We start from the raw sequence: 16,939 nt of genomic DNA, 5'->3' as shown, positions 1-16,939 counted from the left end.
AAGGATGGAATCAATTTCATTCATTCTTTCTAAGCTAATACATATCCTCTAAGCTTCTTCAGCCACAAAGTCGCACTTCTTAGCTTTCTAAAATAAAACATCTGAATCATTTTTTCTTTGTGATTAAAAAATGACCTGTCAGTTCAATAAAAAGTATAGATTTTGTACTAGTCCTCCACTTTTGCACCTGATCCGAAAATCTTTTGAAAGAATTAAAAGATAAACTGATGACTCTTTTAAAATTAAAAACCGCAATCATTGAATCAATGATTGCGGTTTATCGTAGCGAAGACGGGAATTGAACCCGTGACCTCAGGGTTATGAATCCTGCGCTCTAACCAACTGAGCTACCTCGCCGTTTTGGTGGTGCAAATATAGAAAATATTTCTTTACCTCCAAAATTATTTTAACTTAAAATATTCCAAAACATCTCCAACATGATCTGGCTTGCTGATTATCTTATTGTTAGCATCTAAAATAAAATACGTCGGAGTTGCATGAATATTGTAGGTATCAGTGTAACTGCTGTTCCATCCTCTCAATTCCGAATCATTCACCCATGGAAATGCAGCAATTTTTTTGGTATAAGAATTCTTATCCACATCTAAAGACAGCCCTACAATCTGAATATTTTTTGATTTCAGATCATTATATTTTTCCAGGAGTTTAGGAAGTTCACTTTCACAGTGCGAACATGTGGATGACCAAAACACAACAATCTTTTTATCGGCCTTTATATCGTGTAATGATTTCGCTGTGGTATTAACAGGTGACTGGAACTTATAATTAGGGAAAACAGCCCCCATTTCGATATTTGCATTCGATTTCAATGTAGAAGCAAGCCTGTCAGTGATGGTACACTTAAGGTTTTTGGCAAGAGACAAATATTTACTCTTATATTCATCCATCTGGTATACATCAAAAATATCAATCAGTTCTGACAATACAGTCTGCCCTCTTGGAGTCTCTACTTTTAAACGGTCTAACAGCTTATCAACAGAAGCTGTAACATTTGTATTTCCTCCTGAATTAAGATAAGCTACCAAAACCGGTCTCAATAATGATGAACTTTCAAGCATATCCCCCGATTTGTCCAGAAAGTTGATTATTTCTTCCTGGTCTACTTTTTTAGTGGAATCGGGTGAGTTGGAAATAAACTTGCTGTAATTCGTGTTATAATAAGCAATAAACGGGTGTTGTGCCGCATCAATAGAGCTGGATGCACCGGAAAGTCTCTCAATTTCTGCTTTCAAAGCTTTCCCAAAGTCCGTATTGTCCTTATAATATTCTTTAATCTGTGCTAAAGCTGGCAGAATAAGCTCTTTCTTTTGTGAGCCTTCCTGCTGCTTACTCATAAGATTGTTGGCTTCATCCAGATAGGTTACATCTTTGATTTTATTATTCTGAATATCAAGTTTAAAGTTGACATTTTTATTTTCAGAAATAAAGCTTACTGTATTGTTAGTACCCGGGAAATAAACTTTCATCATTCCCATATAATTACCTGGATATTTAAACGTCCAGGTATTATTCTTACTTTGTTCTTTAGTAACAATGATATCTTTTGAACCGTTTAATGTATATAGAATTGCATCCTGATCTTTAAAATCTGCCGGAGACTGAATGGTAACAGTGAATTGAGCCTGCAGAGCAAATGCGGCTAAAACCGCAGATAGCGTATAAATCTTTTTCATAGAGTAAAAATAAAAAAACTCTCTGACTAATCAGAGAGTTTAATATTATTTTAATAAAATTTTATGCTTTTACGCTCTTGTACTTTTTCGTAAAGTAAACAATAAGTCCAATTGCTACAATAGCAAGTACATATACATACATATCAATGGGTGCAGGTGCTCCGGTACCATTCCCTCCATTTCCTGATCCTGTTGGAGCTGCTTGTGGTTGTGGCGGAGCAGCATTTGCTAAAGATATAGCAAAAAGAAAAAGAGCTAATACTAGTTTATTAATAGTTTTCATGTGGTTTATTTTAAGATTTTAGTGTTAACAGTTTCTCCCTTATCTGAAACGATTTTTACAACATATGAATTTTTAACTGAGCCATCAAGCTCGATTACAAAATCTCTGGATGCATCAACCGCTTTTTTAGAGATTACCAGTTTACCGCTCATATCATAAACTTGAATATCTGCTTTTTTCCATTTTGGATCGAATCTTACGATGTAATTTGTAACAGATGGATCATATACTACAATTGTTCTGGAAACACTAGTAGCTGTTTTATCTACAGCTAAAGTAATATTACTTGGTTCACCATAATACAAATTAGCTTCTTCATTGGTTACAGGTACAACATCTCCCTGTTTTGCCTGTATCAGATTCCCATTCTCTGCTTTATAGTAGAAACCGATTCCTGAAGATAGCTGATGTGCACCAGCCGGAATCAGTACTGAGTTCTCTCTGATCTCGAACTTATAAGATTTCACCTTATCCAGGTAATAGTTAACTAACTTAACATTTTTACCCTGGAAGTTATTCTCATTAGCTTCGTTAATATATAACCAGTAGTTGGTATAGTTACTGTCATACCCTCCATTCAATGATTCTTCAAAAGTACCGATGATGTTTTTACCTGCTGAAGCCTGAACTGAAGTAGCTGCAGAAATCTGGTGACCTGTTGTTAAAGATGGAGAAACAACATAATATGTTCTGGAAAGTTCATTTCCATTAGCATCCAGACCTATTACACCAAGCTGTTTTACTGAATTGGTTCCCTTACCACTGGAGGACATTTTAGCTGCATTTACATCATAATTGGTACCTGCTGTTCTTGCCGTTGATTTAAACCTTCTCAGTGTATTAAAATTTAAAGTCTGAGCTGTGTTGTCTCTCAGCTTTATTTTAAATGACTGCATAGGCTTGATTACCACCAGGTCAACATCTCCGATAGCAGGAGCTACTCCATCACCTGTAGGTAAGAAAGTAACCACCTTAGAACCTGTAGCATAAGTAGAACCATTTGGAAGAGTTACAATGGTACCTGGATCATATTCAACTCCCCAGATATTTTTCACAGCATTTCCATCGGATCCAGTAACGCTTTCTGTATATCCAATATTGGCTAAATCCAGATTGGTAAGGAAAGGATTTCCGAATTGATAGAAATTTTGTCCAAATGAACCAGTCCATGGGTTGGTCGTAAACTCAAAACTATCATCAAGATAAGTATTATACTTCTCATTGTACTGGTTTAGAGCATTACCATTAGTTCCGAACACAACATTGGAAGCTCCTACGTTAGATTTTCCTGCATTCTGTAATGTTACAGCACTCGCATATGGAGCATATGGTTTTCCGTTGATATTGAATACGTTTCCTGTTGCAGGAGCACTTGGATTCCAGTCATTATTTTTAATCTTAAGCATATAATAACCTGAAGGATCCCAAGTAGTCGAGGTAGGAGCCAGATTCAAAGTGGTAATAGACACAGCATTAGCATTATCCCATTTAAGAATTGGATTATCATACCTTCCTGTATTGAAAGTTTTTCCAACTTCAGCAGATAATGAATTGAATGCTTTACCAAAGAAAGGCAAAGCAACCTGCTGGAAGTAATTACCGCTGCCGTTACTTGTCGTTCGGTACTCTTTAGTTACAATACCTGTAATGTTGGACTGGGATAGTCCGTCAATGTACAGCTGGCCATACGTAGAAGTAGCAAATGAAGCAGGAGTGTTAAGTCTTAGAATGATATTTCCGCCATCAGTTTTATCAGCGCCGGCAGCATCAATTGTCTTAAAACTATCTGTAGCAGATCCTACAACCATGATATTTCCATGCACGTCCAAAAGGCCATTACCTTTTGTCTGTACACCTCCACCGCTATAAACTAGGGTGCCTTCGCTCACATACATATTAGCATTAGTGTCAACATGACATAGTATCTGCGCCTGAACAGAATAACTAATTGCTAAAAGACCTATAGCAAATAAACTTTTTCTCATTGTATAAATTATTTGTGTGTTAATACAATCTTCACCCGCAAAGGTATTATTATTTTTCTTAAAAAAAAAATATTTTATCTATTAATCAAAACATTATCTTCTGTTAAGACAATCTCTTTCTCCTCTCCGATTGAAAACATATAGTCTTCCAAAACTTTTTCTGTGGTACCTCTGAGCCCTCTCGCTCCGAGTCCTTTTTCGATAGTTTCTTCAACAATTTTTTCAATTGCACCGTCTGTGATTACCAAATTTGTGCCATCCATTTTGAAAAGCTCCACAAACTGATTTACAATTGAATTTTTAGGTTCCTTCATAATTCTTACCAAAGTCTCTTTCGTGAGTTTATCAAGGTAAGTAATGATTGGAAATCTCCCCAAAAGTTCCGGAATTAATCCAAAAGTACGCAGATCAATTGCATTAATATTTGTTAATACATATTCATCCTCATCTACTTTGTTGATCTTTTCGGAGCTGAAACCGATGGCCTGCTTATTCATTCGTCTTTCGATGATCTCTTTGATTCCGTCAAAAGCTCCTCCGGCTATGAACAAAATATTCTGAGTGTTTACCTGAATATATTTCTGATCCGGGTGTTTTCTACCTCCCTGTGGCGGAACATTTACGATACTTCCTTCCAACAGTTTCAGCAATCCCTGCTGTACTCCTTCTCCGGAAACGTCTCTTGTTATACTTGGATTATCTGATTTTCTTGCAATTTTATCAATCTCATCAATGAAAACAATTCCTTTTTCAGCTTTTTCCACATCATAATCTGCCACCATCAGAAGTCTGGAAAGAATACTTTCAACATCTTCGCCTACATATCCGGCTTCCGTCAAAATGGTAGCATCCACGATACAGAAAGGAACATTAAGTTCTCTGGCAATTGTTTTTGCCAGAAGGGTTTTACCTGTTCCGGTCTCCCCGATCATGATAATATTTGATTTTTCCAGCTCCACCTCTCTGTTTTCGTCCTGAGCATGAAGCAATCTTTTATAATGGTTATATACAGCAATTGAAAGCTGTTTCTTGGCCTGATCCTGCCCTATTACGTACTGATCAAGAAATTCTTTGATCTCTTTGGGCTTTTTAAGCTCATCCATAGTGCCTGCAGGGGAATAACCTGTTTTGGATGCACTGTCTTTTACAATGGCATGTGCCTGTTCTATACAATTTTCACAAATAAAACCATTCTGCCCAGAAATCAGCATCTGTACTTCATTTCTTTTTCTGCCACAGAAAGAACATTGGTTGGAATTCATATGATATAATATATATGTATATGTTAAAGAAAATCGTAAAAAATTACTTTTTTACGATTTTCCGGTGGTTAAGAATTAATAATTGAGTGTTGAATCTCAGTATATTCTTCGTTCGTTAATTTTAATCTTTCATTTCTGAAATTCATGTCTTCCATCTTGTTTAAAGGAATCAGATGGATATGTGCATGAGGGACTTCAAGTCCTACTACCGCTACTCCTACTCTTACACATGGAATTGCAGTTTTGATCTTCTTGGCTACCTTCTGGGCAAATCCCCAGAGGTTTTTATATTCTTCACTTTCAAGATCAAAAATCAAATCCACTTCTTTTTTAGGGACAACCAGAGTATGTCCTTTCACCAAAGGCATGGCGTCTAAAAATGCAATAAAGTTTTCGTCTTCAGCAATCTTATAAGAGGGAATTTCGCCATTGATGATTTTCGTGAATATAGTGCTCATTTTATCAGAAGTTTGGTTAGATATTTAGAAACAGAATAGGTATCAGACTATAAAGAAATGTCTAATACTTCGAAAGACAGTTTATTTCCGTTCGGTAAAGTGATTTCAGCAGTTTCGCCAATAGCTTTTCCTAACAGACCTTTTGCGATAGGCGTGTTTACAGAAATTCTACCTGTCTTCAGGTCACTCTCATTATCCGGTACCAATGTAAATACCTGTTCCTGCTTGGTAGCATTATTTTTAAGTTTCACTGTTGTTAAGATCGAAACTTTTGAAGTATCTAATTGGCTTTCATCTATAATTTTAGAAGTAGATATTACGTCTTTCAGCTTGGAAATTCTCATCTCAAGCATTCCCTGAGCCTCTTTGGCCGCATCATATTCTGCATTTTCCGACAAATCTCCTTTGTCTCTTGCTTCTGCGATCTGCTGAGTAATTTTTGGTCTCTCCACAGTTTCCAACTGTTCCAGCTCAGCTTTCATTTTATCCAGGCCCTCCTTAGTTACATAGCTTGCCATAATTTTCAAAATTTAGTTTTAGTATAAAAAAATAATCCGACATTTGCCGGACAATGTTTTCGTGTTGTAATCGTTTAATTTTTACAAATATATAAAAATTTAAATTGAAATGAAAAAAACTTTTTCAATCTTATCTATTTTCAGTTTATTGATTTTCAGTAATTTAACCATCAACTCCTGTGGAAGCAGAGAAGATACGGTAAACTGCTTTCCCAATACTCCCATCAATGTATCCCTTAATTTAAATCTGCCCGCATATTATGCCTTAAACAATATTAATGGCTGGATTTATGTTAATGAACAACAATCCGGAACAAGAGGTCTGATTATTGTAAGAACGGCCAACGGATTTAAAGTCTATGACCGAAACGCGCCTCATATATGTCCTGATAACAATACAACCCTTGAAGTAAAAGATAATATTGCCATTGTATGTCCACAGGATAATACCAGATGGATTTTAGCGACAGGTCAGCCGGAATCCGGCGCTAAAACATCACTTCCTCCTAAAACGTATCCGTACAGTTATGATGCTGCAAGTAAAACGTTAAATGTTTATTATTAGAATACAAGATGAAAATTGTTATACAAAGAGTTTCTGAAGCCAGTGTACAGGTAGAAGGAAAAGCTGTCGGTGAAATCGGTAAAGGATTAATGCTCCTGACCGGTATAGATGAAAATGATGAAAAAGCTGATGCAGATTGGCTTGTACAGAAAGTTTTAAACCTAAGAATCTTTGGGGATGAAGAAGGTAAGCTTAATCTTTCCGTGAAGGATATTGCAGGAGAAATCCTTTGTATCAGTCAGTTTACATTGATTGCTGATTATAAGAAAGGAAACCGTCCTTCTTTTATAAAAGCAGCAAAACCTGATAAAGCAGTTCCTCTTTTTGATTATTTTAAGAATGAAATAAGCAAATCCGGATTGAAAACGGAAAGCGGAATCTTTGGGGCAGACATGAAAGTATCCCTGATCAATGATGGACCGGTCACTATTGTAATGGATTCGATCACCAAAAGCTAAATCCGGAAAATAAATATAACCATAAAGCAATACGTTTCAATTTTGTTGGAACGTTTTTTTTTGATTGATAAGCATAAAATGTATCAGCCTTTAAATCACAGAGGTTTTTAAAACCTGCGAAGTTATCCTTCCTAGACGATAAAATTTCCGATGCAGAAGGTGGTGATAAATTTTCCAATAATAAATTCACAAAAATGTGATTTGTTTTTGTTTTATTATTATTTTTGAAGTAAATCAAAACTGATTCACAACCATTTAACAAAATAGTATGAAAACAAAAATCAACCTTTTCGCATTGTTTGCGTTCTGCTCTTCCATCTCTTTTGGACAGGACATCCAGCACAAGATGGCTGATGACAAAAATTCAATAATTTATGTATGCTTTTCGAAAGGCATCAACTCTGAAAAAACAGCATTCAGCAGGAACGCTGATCTGGAAAGGTTTTCAAGAGAGAATCACATTTCATTCAGATATGATCTCGATTTTACAGAAGGTAAACTTGATGAAATGGCCAGAAGCAGCAGATCAATCGGCAATTCCACAGAATCTGTGGAAAAACTGAAAAGGATTTATAAAGCCGATATCCCTCTTCAAAACCGTGAATCTACTCAGAAAATCATTCAGACTCTTGAAAAATTCTCTGAAATAGAATATGTATCCGTAATGAGTGCTGATCCTGTTGAACCTCCTTTGATCAATGCTTTTGTGGCGACACCTGATTTAGAAAGTCTACAGACTTACCTCAACGACAACCCGGGCATCAATGCCAAATACGCCTGGTCCAAAGGAATCACTGGGCAGAACATACGGGTAAGAGATGTGGAATATGGATTCTACAAAACCCATGAAATGCTATCTAATCAGAATTCTATACAACTTGAACCCGGATATTCCCCAAATGCAGGATTAGCGAATAATAATTACCGTGACCACGGAACTGCTGTAGTGAGTATTTTAGGCTCAGTAAAAGACAACATCGGGCTTACAGGAGCGGCTTACAGTACTTCTGAAATAAAAGGATATATGGAATGGACCACTGTAGGTTACAACAGAGCTTCTGCGGTGAGCAGATCTATCAATGCGTCTCAGGCCGGAGATATTATCCTTTATGAAATGCAGACCGGAGGAAAAGACGGCCAGTATTGTCCTGCTGAATATGATAAAGTAATCTGGGATCTTACCAAAGCGGCTACTGATTCGGGAATTATCATCATTGCGGCTGCAGGTAATGGTAACCAGAATCTTGATGATCCGTTCTATGCAACATATCTTGCAAGAGGAAACAGCGGTGCAATCATTGTAGGAGCAGGGTCTCCCAATACAACCCATTCAAAATTAAGCTTCAGCACCTACGGAAACAGAGTGGATGTACAGGGCTGGGGAAGCACGGTGATGGCTGCGGGTTATGGATCATACGCGAAATATGATAATGACAACAACAGAACGTATAACTATTTCAGCGGTACAAGTTCTGCTACACCAGTAGTAGCTTCTGCAGCTATTTTAATTCAGTCATTTTACCGTCAGATTACCGGGCAAAATCTGACACCGACTGCCATGAGGAATCTTTTAATTTCTACGGGAATTCCACAAGGCGGAACGGTAACAGGGCAAAAGATCGGGCCACTTCCTAATGTTAAAAATGCTATACTTCAGCTGGAAAGTAAATTTGCCACACCTGTTAAGACTTTGCCTGCGTTAGAGGTTGCAATTTATCCTAACCCATCCAGCAGTTCCATTGCTATTCAAAGTAATGAAAATAAAAAGCTGGATATTGAAATCATCAATCTTCAGGGGCGAACAGTGATTAAAAGCTCTGTCTTATCTCATGAAAAAATTGATATTTCACAACTGCCAGCCGGACAGTACATTATCAATATTAATGAAGGCCAGAGAAGAGTTGTTGAAAAATTAACCAAAATATAGTTTTAAAATTTTTATATCATTTTACTTCACATTAAACCCTCTTTCAGTATTCTGGAAGAGGGTTTTTAATACTAATTTTTTATCCTTTTTATTGTGCAGGAACGCTGTTGAAATTAAGCGCTACCTTAATGTTCATATCTGAAGAAGTCTGATTCCTCAGTTCATACACTGTTCTTACTGTCAAACCTGAGCTTTTTACAATTTCATCCAGAAATCCTGTGTCATTCAGATCCAGATTTAAGCTGGAGGAGTTGGTGGAGATATTGGATCGCGACGCAACCAATCTTTCTCCCGTTCCGTTGGATGAAACGTAAATTTTAACGGTTTTGAATGCACTAAGATTACCTCCCGAAGGGGATGCTACAGAAATTTTAGCATCTGAAATTCTTACATCTTTAATCTTTGCGTTATTATTACCTCCGAACCATGTCTGTACATTAGTTGCTGTAGCCGTAGAAGAAACTTCTTTATCTGCCGGTACACCGGTAGACACCAAAACATTCGTTGTGTATGGAAATGTATTCTGAACCAGCGACTGTACGGTTCCACAACTTACGAGTACTGCTGAGGCGGCCATTGCTGTTAGAACTATATTTTTCATATTTTAAAATTTAAATTTCAGAAAATAGTTTGCAGAAATTGTACCAAATTGATCGAGTCTTATTCTATGCTTACCGTAAAGCTTCCTTTAGTATTTCCGGAAGCCATATTACTTTTCCCGATAATCAGCCATAGCTCACCCTTTCCAGGGGTTTCATAAGTAATTTCCCTTCCGAAGGGGCCATCATAGTTCCCGTTAGGAAGTCTTATCTGATTGAATCTGATATTGAAATCTTTTTCTTTTGTAGAAATTTTTGCTTTGATATTGGGACGGTCATAATGAGTCAGTTTTAAAACAAGGTCCTGATCATCTTTTGTAAATTCTTCTCCAATAGTAAACGGCAGCTGGTTAGCATCAGCAGTTCTTATAATCTGTCCTTCCTTTTCATCTCTCATTACACCTTTACGAAGAACTTCTTTGGTAGCCGGGGCATTGTTAATAATTGAATCTCTTTTTATCAATGCAGCAGAATCAGTCTTCACAACCGAGTCCGGCATTTCTGTGACAACTGTAGAATCCTTATCAGGGACATCAGCCACGGCAGGTTCTTTTTTACAGGCAACAATAATCAAAGGGATTAACAATAAGCTTTTTTTCATAATAATTAATTTTAAAAACGGGCAACATATATCCTGTTGAGCACTATGAAATGCTAAAACTGTTCCAATCCATGTAATAGTTTATTTTATGTTTGTAATTCTTTTTGCCCATTCGTTCCTGCCCATTTAAATGTAAAGTACATAAAGTTGAGCATCAACCCCATTAAAACAGTAACACCCCATGTCTTGGTGTATTCCATCGGATAGATGAATCTCACTATAATATCAGAGAAGAGACCAAAAGGGTTATTGAGCACATCCCAGCTGTTCCACCTCAGAAACCTCCCAAGGTAAACTCCGAAGCTGCTCATGAAAAGGAAAAAGATTATTAACCCGGTGATCAATTTTTTTTTACCATAATATGAAAGGCGCTGTTCAATATCATTAAGGCTAATAAAACCGCAGATCAATCCTGTCCAGGCATAGGAAAGAATTACAATCAGATCATACCAGATGGGTATTTCATTTCTTGCTTTCAGATGAAAAAGATCAGTAAGAATATAGGGTGAGTTGGGGAAAAACAGAATCCAGATTATGATAATAAAGATCAGTGAGATTCTGCTTCTGATATTAAAAGCAAGAATAAAGGAACTTAATAATAAAGGAATCCATGCCAGAAAAAGATTCCAGTTGAGAAATAAAAAGACTTTAGTATCACTGATATAATATCTGAAAACAGAGAGACTGAAACAGAATGCGGTCATTAATACGAGAAGCATACTGATTTTAAACCTTGAGGATCCAACTAGTTTTTTCATGATCAGTTATTGAATGGTTTGATAATAGAGAATCTTGGAAAGAAAGGTTTTGGATGTTTCATTTTTCACTTTATTCTGTATGGTCTTTTTAAGTTTCTGATCATTTTTTTCATCCGCATATCTCAGGAGTGCCTTATCGCTGAAATTGACAGATGTTAAATGATAATTGACGGCAAAATCTTTTCTTTTCATATTCTGAGAGGTAATAAAACCACCCCAATTAAAATAGCTGCACACTAAAACGGTTCCGTAAACATACCATACCATCGAATTGACAAGAAAAATATTTCTTTTCTTCTTTTGAATTTTAATGAAGGTTAAAGCCAGCCCAATCACTGACAGAAGAAGGAATGCAAAAACACCCAGCCTTTTATAGGTAAACGCATAATTAACGATATACTCATAGTTTTTAAGTGCGGCAGACAGAACAAGAACAGCATTGAGAAAAATCCAAATTTTAGCTAATATTTTTAACAAGCCCGCTTTCGGATCAAAATTAAATCCGGATTTAAAATAAAACATAATCACGAGAATAGCCATTACAATAGACATGATCACTGCGTTTACTCTTTCATGGGTTTCTTCTGACAACTGAACGGGAGTTTTTACCGCTTCATAAAACTGTTCATAATTATATGTAACAATAAAGAAGATCAGTAAAATATTCAGCAGAACAAAAGAGATGACTCCACTCATTCTTTCGGTATCAAGGTCGAGGAAAGAATAGGTAGCCTTTGGAATCCGGGAATCCCCGTTAAACTCGTTGTCCAGAACATGATTGTTTTTATAGATCAGTCTTTCCACAGCATAGTTCCAATAATTGAAGGCAATAAAGAACCCTAAAACAGAAAGACAGAACACCTGCCACAGATTAATATCCAGTTCATAATCTGTGAACAATGCTGCAAAATGATCGCTTCCTGCAGAATAAATTCCAAAGAAGACAGAAACCAGCACCAGCGGAATCAAAATGAAAGCCAGTGTCTTTTGCCATAATCCGGGAACATTTTTTTTAGGCAGCCATTCATCAAAACTAAAAAATCGACAAAATGATGTACAGCAATTCACTACAAAAACCGGAATCAAAAATAGGATCTTCAACCTTCTGTTTTTCGATTTGTATCCCAATAAAAGCAATGAACTCCCTACTGCAATAAAAGATGGAAAATCTCCAAACCAGGCAAATGCAATACTGGACAGAATACTTGTTGCAAAAAGGATATACATTGTTCTGGTTTTATTTTTTTCCGGCGTTCTGAACAAAGCCAGCATTGCATAAGTGATTCCCAGAATTCCAAGATTCAGCCCTATGTCCTGATCGTAGAAGACAATGACAAATAAAAGGGCCGTAAGAAATATATAATGATGTGTTTTCATGAGGTTAATTATTGAAAAGATTTAAATGAAAAGTTATCTCTATCAGTATTGGATTAGCAAAAATTAAAGAACAGAGTGAGATATAGAAAAGCAATAGGGATATTAAGCAATAATAGGAGTACAGAGTTTCCATTGCATTTTTTTTCCGATATATCACTCAGATACTCCATGAGTTCATATAGAGTGATCAGCAGATTAGCTACGGCAGCAATCACTACATAATAAAAACCCCATATGATCAGGAAATCTGCCTCCGTTATCCAAAATAACAGCAATAAAGATGTACCTATTAAAAAGGAAATCAGAAATGTCTTTTTTCCTAACAGACTGAATTTTATCTTTCCCATTATCTTTTAAGCTTAATGGAGAACTACCGTCTCTTTCTGTTGAATAAAGTCTTTGATATGTTCATAATTCTGCCAGAGCAGTTCTTCAAAGTCCCAATGATAAAAAGTTCTCATATTCTGACCTTTTTTGTAAGCTTTGATATAAATTTTCACATATTCCGGAAGAATAATTGTTCCTAATACGATTGCAGCCAGAAGGTGTGCATTGAGTTTACCATTTCCAAGGAGCAGATACTGCATGGCAATTTCATCTTCGAAGTTGGTCCCGCAGCCGGTAATCAGATGATGAACATCATGGTTTTCCATTTTGGGAATCATTGAAAAACCATGTTTCCTGTAGAATTCTCCAAGTTTTCGTCCTAAAGAATCTTCCTGGAATTCCAGCAGTTGTTTCTCATTGAACTGCCATTGTCTTTTTTTCTTTTTAAAATATTTTCTGTATAGTTTTTGAGTTTTATCATATACAAAAAGCAGAAACTGAACGCGTATTTTTTTCATAATAGTATTGATATTTATGGATATTAATCGAAATGCCCCAACCCTATAATAGCATACAGACATGCAATGGGAATATTGGCTGTCAAAATGAGTATTGCTATCATACATTCTTTGAATTTTGATCTGTCAATAATACCTTTTATCAAAAATCCCAGGATACATAATAAGTTGACTGGCACTCCAAAAACAATTAACAAATAACCTACTCCGGCAAACCAGTCATTCTTTGTGATAAGTGCTCCTAAAAGACAGAAAGTTCCCACTGAAAAAAACACTCCGAATATAGCCTTGCCTAGATTTATTATTTCTGAATCTTTCATCGTTATTGAGTTAGCATAATAAACAGAGCTTTAACTTCCCGCAAACGGACTTCCGAAAATTCCTACTGCAAGTTCAAGCCAGATTAATGCGAGAGCCAGTAAAATAAAAATAACGATTAAGACTTTCTGGCCTTGCTTTTTTATTCTGTTTCTGACCAGATTGATGAGAAAAGCTGTTGTAAAAAGCAAGATTCCTGCGATCAGAAAATCTGATCCTGACCAGTTAACTTCCTTCGAAAATAGATTTCCTACCAATGGGATACTGAGTAAAGCCAATGGAAGGGCATAAATTGTTTGTGTTGTTTGTTTTTGTGTCATTATTTTATTTAATTTTAAAAATATAAAGTACTTTGTAATTCAAAGTAAAATTTCAAAAAAATATAGGACTATCGTCCCAATAATTTTTCAAGGCCATCTAAATGCTCAGTAAATGCCTGCCTTCCTTTCTGTGTAACGCGATAAGAGGTTTTAGGTTTCTTCCCGACAAATTCTTTTTTAACTTCTATATATCCTGCTTTTTCCAATGCATTACTGTGGCTGGCAAGATTTCCATCCGTGATTTCCAGCAGTCCTTTCATTTCAGAAAAATCAACCCAGTCGTTCACCATGAGAACAGACATAATGCCTAATCTTACACGGCTTTCAAATTCTTTATTGAGTTGATTTATTTTGATCATTTTATTTTATATCTTTTGTTTTGAAATAGTCAAAATCTGACCATTTTTTATTCTCCTTAGCCCTCTACAATTGCAGAATTATAATTTTTATAATTTTCCTTTGCTTAAACGGGGACAAAATAAGAATTAAAAAAACTGTTCCTTTCAGAAAACTTTATTATATTATTTAATTCCACCTGCTATTAAAAAATTAGTATTAGCTTCCATATATACACTGCTACAGCACTGATCATTAGAGAAAAAAAAATATCAATAAAGGCCAGTAACCCATAATATCATTTTTTCTTTTAGAATAAAATTCTGTTGTCTCTACCAGATTGAGCTTTTTATCTGCATGCAAGGCTGATAATTCTTTATCAGTATCAAATATTTTCAGATCATCAGTTTTTGTATCTAATAAGAAATATCTATTACCTGCTGTTTTTCCAAAAATCTGAGTTGCATTCTCTTCTATTTTTTCTACCTCAGAAATCACTGTCACTCCATTTTCTTTATTGATACCTGCCTGTTCTGGAACATCGATAAATAGCAATTGATAGTCATTTTTCAAGGGAACATACCATGCATCACCAATTCCCATATCTACTTTTTTATTTTCGGATACAATTGATAAACTGATAATTCCTACAATATAAAAAGTATAAAATATGACAAAAGGACTTATAAATGCAAATATTATTTTTCTTTTCCTATTTTCTTTTTTACTGACAAAATAAGTACATGTACAGCTTAATATAGCAAATATAGAGCTAAGAATAAGCAGCATAAAAAGGTGTATTAATATGACAAGACCAATTCCCATTACTTGTACTTCTTATGCATAATCAATCCATAGATAATATGCAAAACACCGAAACCAATCGCCCAGAATAGCAATCCCCATCCTAAAATGAATAAAGAAATAAGTCCTAAAACAATCTCAAAATATCCCAGATACTTTACGTCCGTTAATGTATACCGTTCTGCTGCCACCAGAGCCAATCCATAAAAAATGAGTGTAGCCGGAGCAATGAAAACGAAAAGATGATGGTAAAGAAGTGCGAGACAAAAAACTCCTCCTGCGACCAAAGGCACAGCGAAGGTAATTAAAAGACGCTTTGTTGTAGCATCCCAGATTTTCAACCCTTTCTTTTTACTTTTATGAGCCGTAAAAATATAACCGCTAAGGACAGCAACCACCAAAATAACGGCCCCAATAAGAACAAGTTCTTTCACCAGAGCAGGACCCAAAATGTTTCTGTCCCCATCAAAATAACTGATTCCTTCTCTCTGAAAAACAAAATACACATATACTGCTCCAATAATTGCTGTCAACCCTGCAACAACTCCTGATAACCCACTTAAAGAAATAAATCTGGAAGACCGCTCCATCATGGAACGGATATGGGATAAGTCTTCGTGATAGTTTTTTGAATCCATAAAAAGAACTTTGAATTACAAAGTTATAATTTATTTTTAATCTCCCAATGATTTACTGTAAAATTTTGAAAATAATTTTCATAACCGATTTTAACACTATAAATTAAAAAATCCGGAGAAAAATTTTGTTTCTCCGGATAGTATGTTGAATGAGAATTATTCTATTTAAAAATTAAGAGGAAAATTATTTCACTCTTAACCTTTCTTTAATGGATTCAATATTTTTCTTGGCAGAATCTTCAAGGATAAGACTGGCACTCATATGAATTCTTGCAGGCATCAGTTCATTGAAGTGTTCCGTCCCCTCCCACGAAACTTTTTTAATTAATGCTAAAGCATCACTGCTTCTTGAAGCTAGTGTCTGTAAAAACTTCTCCAGTTTATCATCCATTTCCTGGATGGTATCTGAAACAGAATGATAAATATTATGCTGTTCAGCCCACTCTGCAGATCTGAAATCAGCATCAATGGCCATTGCGGAGAATTGTGACTTTCCGATTTTTCTTTCTACATAAGGTCCTATTACAAAAGGTCCTATTCCAAGATTAATCTCAGTAAGTGCTAAAGCTGAGTCTTTTGTTGCAAAACAGTAGTCCGCCCCACAAGCAATTCCTACTCCGCCGCCAGTTGTTTTTCCCTGAACTCTAACAACCACGATCTTTCCGCAGTTTCTCATGGCATTTAAAACTTTAGCAAAACCACCGAAAAACTGTGTGGAAGCTTCCAGCTCTTCAATCGCTAAAAGTTCATCAAAGCTTGCTCCTGCGCAGAATGCTTTCTCACCTTCACTTTTTACCAGGATAGCTTTTACCTCATCTTTCGATCCTTCTTCAAGGATGGTTGCTGCAAGTTTTTCTAAAATTGCTCCCGGCAGAGAATTACTTTTAGGGGTTCCGAAACTGATTTCGGCAATATTATTTTTAATTTTTGATGCTACAAATTCGCTCATTTTTATTTTTATTGGATTCTTACAAAAATACGAAATACAGCTCGTTCAGAGAAACTTAAATCCCATATTTTCTTTTTAAGCCAGCATAATTCATGGCATTATTACGTAGAAATACGGAGTTTTCAATTTGGTATTTTCTACTCTAGTACCTCGCAGCTATTAATCGTTCCTTTGGACTAAGAAATAATAACCTATGGCGGAATCTGAAAAGCCTGTAACAGAGTAAGAAATTTAAAAACTAAAA

20 protein-coding genes and 1 tRNA gene are annotated in these 16,939 nt (G+C 35.8%); 3 read left to right on the top strand and 18 right to left on the bottom strand.

What is annotated here, in order from left to right; translation table 11 throughout:
• Window positions 1-283 precede the first annotated feature (283 nt).
• The 7 genes from AC3FI7_RS19530 to greA form a co-directional block, all read right to left on the bottom strand.
• Window positions 284-357, bottom strand: a tRNA-Met gene (locus AC3FI7_RS19530).
• 44 nt (window positions 358-401) lie between these two features.
• Complete coding sequence (locus AC3FI7_RS19525) at window positions 402-1,694, bottom strand: TlpA family protein disulfide reductase (RefSeq protein WP_491460729.1); 1,293 nt, start codon at window positions 1,692-1,694, stop codon at window positions 402-404.
• 61 nt (window positions 1,695-1,755) lie between these two features.
• A complete protein-coding gene (locus AC3FI7_RS19520; RefSeq protein WP_142726094.1) occupies window positions 1,756-1,977 on the bottom strand; it encodes a signal peptidase in 222 nt (73 codons plus the stop codon).
• 5 nt (window positions 1,978-1,982) lie between these two features.
• Window positions 1,983-3,962 (bottom strand): T9SS type A sorting domain-containing protein, encoded by a 1,980-nt coding sequence (locus AC3FI7_RS19515; protein ID WP_142726095.1) that lies wholly within the window; start codon window positions 3,960-3,962, stop codon window positions 1,983-1,985.
• 74 nt (window positions 3,963-4,036) lie between these two features.
• Complete coding sequence (gene clpX, locus AC3FI7_RS19510; RefSeq protein ID WP_142726096.1) at window positions 4,037-5,224, bottom strand: ATP-dependent Clp protease ATP-binding subunit ClpX; 1,188 nt, start codon at window positions 5,222-5,224, stop codon at window positions 4,037-4,039.
• A 68-nt stretch (window positions 5,225-5,292) separates the two neighbouring features.
• The gene (locus AC3FI7_RS19505; protein WP_291905128.1) at window positions 5,293-5,682 is read right to left on the bottom strand and encodes an HIT family protein; all 390 of its coding nucleotides are present in this window, start codon (window positions 5,680-5,682) and stop codon (window positions 5,293-5,295) included.
• Between the two features lie 47 nt (window positions 5,683-5,729).
• Entirely contained in the window at window positions 5,730-6,200 is a 471-nt protein-coding gene (greA, locus tag AC3FI7_RS19500; RefSeq protein WP_142726098.1) for a transcription elongation factor GreA, read from the bottom strand.
• A gap of 109 nt (window positions 6,201-6,309) precedes the next feature.
• Here greA and AC3FI7_RS19495 point away from each other — a divergent pair, with 109 nt between their 5' ends.
• The 3 genes from AC3FI7_RS19495 (at window position 6,310) to AC3FI7_RS19485 (ending at window position 9,150) form a co-directional block, all read left to right on the top strand.
• Window positions 6,310-6,765, top strand: coding sequence for a hypothetical protein (locus AC3FI7_RS19495; RefSeq protein WP_142726099.1), 456 nt, complete (start codon window positions 6,310-6,312; stop codon window positions 6,763-6,765).
• Window positions 6,766-6,773: 8 nt separating this feature from the next.
• Window positions 6,774-7,223: a D-aminoacyl-tRNA deacylase gene (dtd, locus tag AC3FI7_RS19490; RefSeq protein ID WP_142726100.1), complete on the top strand. Its 450-nt coding sequence runs from the start codon at window positions 6,774-6,776 to the stop codon at window positions 7,221-7,223.
• A gap of 268 nt (window positions 7,224-7,491) precedes the next feature.
• Window positions 7,492-9,150 (top strand): S8/S53 family peptidase, encoded by a 1,659-nt coding sequence (locus AC3FI7_RS19485; protein ID WP_491460728.1) that lies wholly within the window; start codon window positions 7,492-7,494, stop codon window positions 9,148-9,150.
• A gap of 88 nt (window positions 9,151-9,238) precedes the next feature.
• On the opposite strand, the gene AC3FI7_RS19480 is transcribed toward AC3FI7_RS19485, so the two are convergent.
• From AC3FI7_RS19480 to AC3FI7_RS19430, 11 genes are all read right to left on the bottom strand, one after another.
• Entirely contained in the window at window positions 9,239-9,751 is a 513-nt protein-coding gene (locus AC3FI7_RS19480; RefSeq protein WP_291905136.1) for a hypothetical protein, read from the bottom strand.
• Window positions 9,752-9,810: 59 nt separating this feature from the next.
• Window positions 9,811-10,350, bottom strand: coding sequence for a hypothetical protein (locus tag AC3FI7_RS19475; protein ID WP_491460727.1), 540 nt, complete (start codon window positions 10,348-10,350; stop codon window positions 9,811-9,813).
• 86 nt (window positions 10,351-10,436) lie between these two features.
• The gene (locus AC3FI7_RS19470; protein WP_142726104.1) at window positions 10,437-11,108 is read right to left on the bottom strand and encodes a DUF1361 domain-containing protein; all 672 of its coding nucleotides are present in this window, start codon (window positions 11,106-11,108) and stop codon (window positions 10,437-10,439) included.
• Window positions 11,109-11,114: 6 nt separating this feature from the next.
• A complete protein-coding gene (locus AC3FI7_RS19465; protein ID WP_142726105.1) occupies window positions 11,115-12,485 on the bottom strand; it encodes a DUF4153 domain-containing protein in 1,371 nt (456 codons plus the stop codon).
• Window positions 12,486-12,844: 359 nt separating this feature from the next.
• On the bottom strand, window positions 12,845-13,330 hold the full coding sequence (locus AC3FI7_RS19460) for a Coq4 family protein (RefSeq protein ID WP_142726106.1): 486 nt from the start codon (window positions 13,328-13,330) through the stop codon (window positions 12,845-12,847).
• Between the two features lie 23 nt (window positions 13,331-13,353).
• Window positions 13,354-13,650, bottom strand: a complete 297-nt coding sequence (locus AC3FI7_RS19455; RefSeq protein WP_491460726.1) for a hypothetical protein — start codon at window positions 13,648-13,650, stop codon at window positions 13,354-13,356.
• Window positions 13,651-13,680: 30 nt separating this feature from the next.
• A complete protein-coding gene (locus AC3FI7_RS19450; RefSeq protein WP_228451323.1) occupies window positions 13,681-13,968 on the bottom strand; it encodes a hypothetical protein in 288 nt (95 codons plus the stop codon).
• A gap of 68 nt (window positions 13,969-14,036) precedes the next feature.
• Entirely contained in the window at window positions 14,037-14,327 is a 291-nt protein-coding gene (locus AC3FI7_RS19445; protein WP_142726109.1) for a winged helix-turn-helix domain-containing protein, read from the bottom strand.
• Window positions 14,328-14,559: 232 nt separating this feature from the next.
• The gene (locus tag AC3FI7_RS19440) at window positions 14,560-15,129 is read right to left on the bottom strand and encodes a hypothetical protein (RefSeq protein WP_491460725.1); all 570 of its coding nucleotides are present in this window, start codon (window positions 15,127-15,129) and stop codon (window positions 14,560-14,562) included.
• A complete protein-coding gene (locus AC3FI7_RS19435) occupies window positions 15,129-15,746 on the bottom strand; it encodes a hypothetical protein (protein WP_142726111.1) in 618 nt (205 codons plus the stop codon). Before AC3FI7_RS19435 ends, AC3FI7_RS19440 begins: the two co-directional genes overlap by 1 nt.
• Window positions 15,747-15,930: 184 nt before the next feature.
• Window positions 15,931-16,695, bottom strand: a complete 765-nt coding sequence (locus tag AC3FI7_RS19430) for an enoyl-CoA hydratase/isomerase family protein (protein WP_491460724.1) — start codon at window positions 16,693-16,695, stop codon at window positions 15,931-15,933.
• Window positions 16,696-16,939 lie beyond the last annotated feature (244 nt).

This window comes from Chryseobacterium sp. TQ-BC-N36, assembly GCF_058382295.1.
The sequence above is the reverse complement of the archived record's forward strand: the minus strand, read 5'-3'. Positions and strand labels throughout refer to the sequence as shown.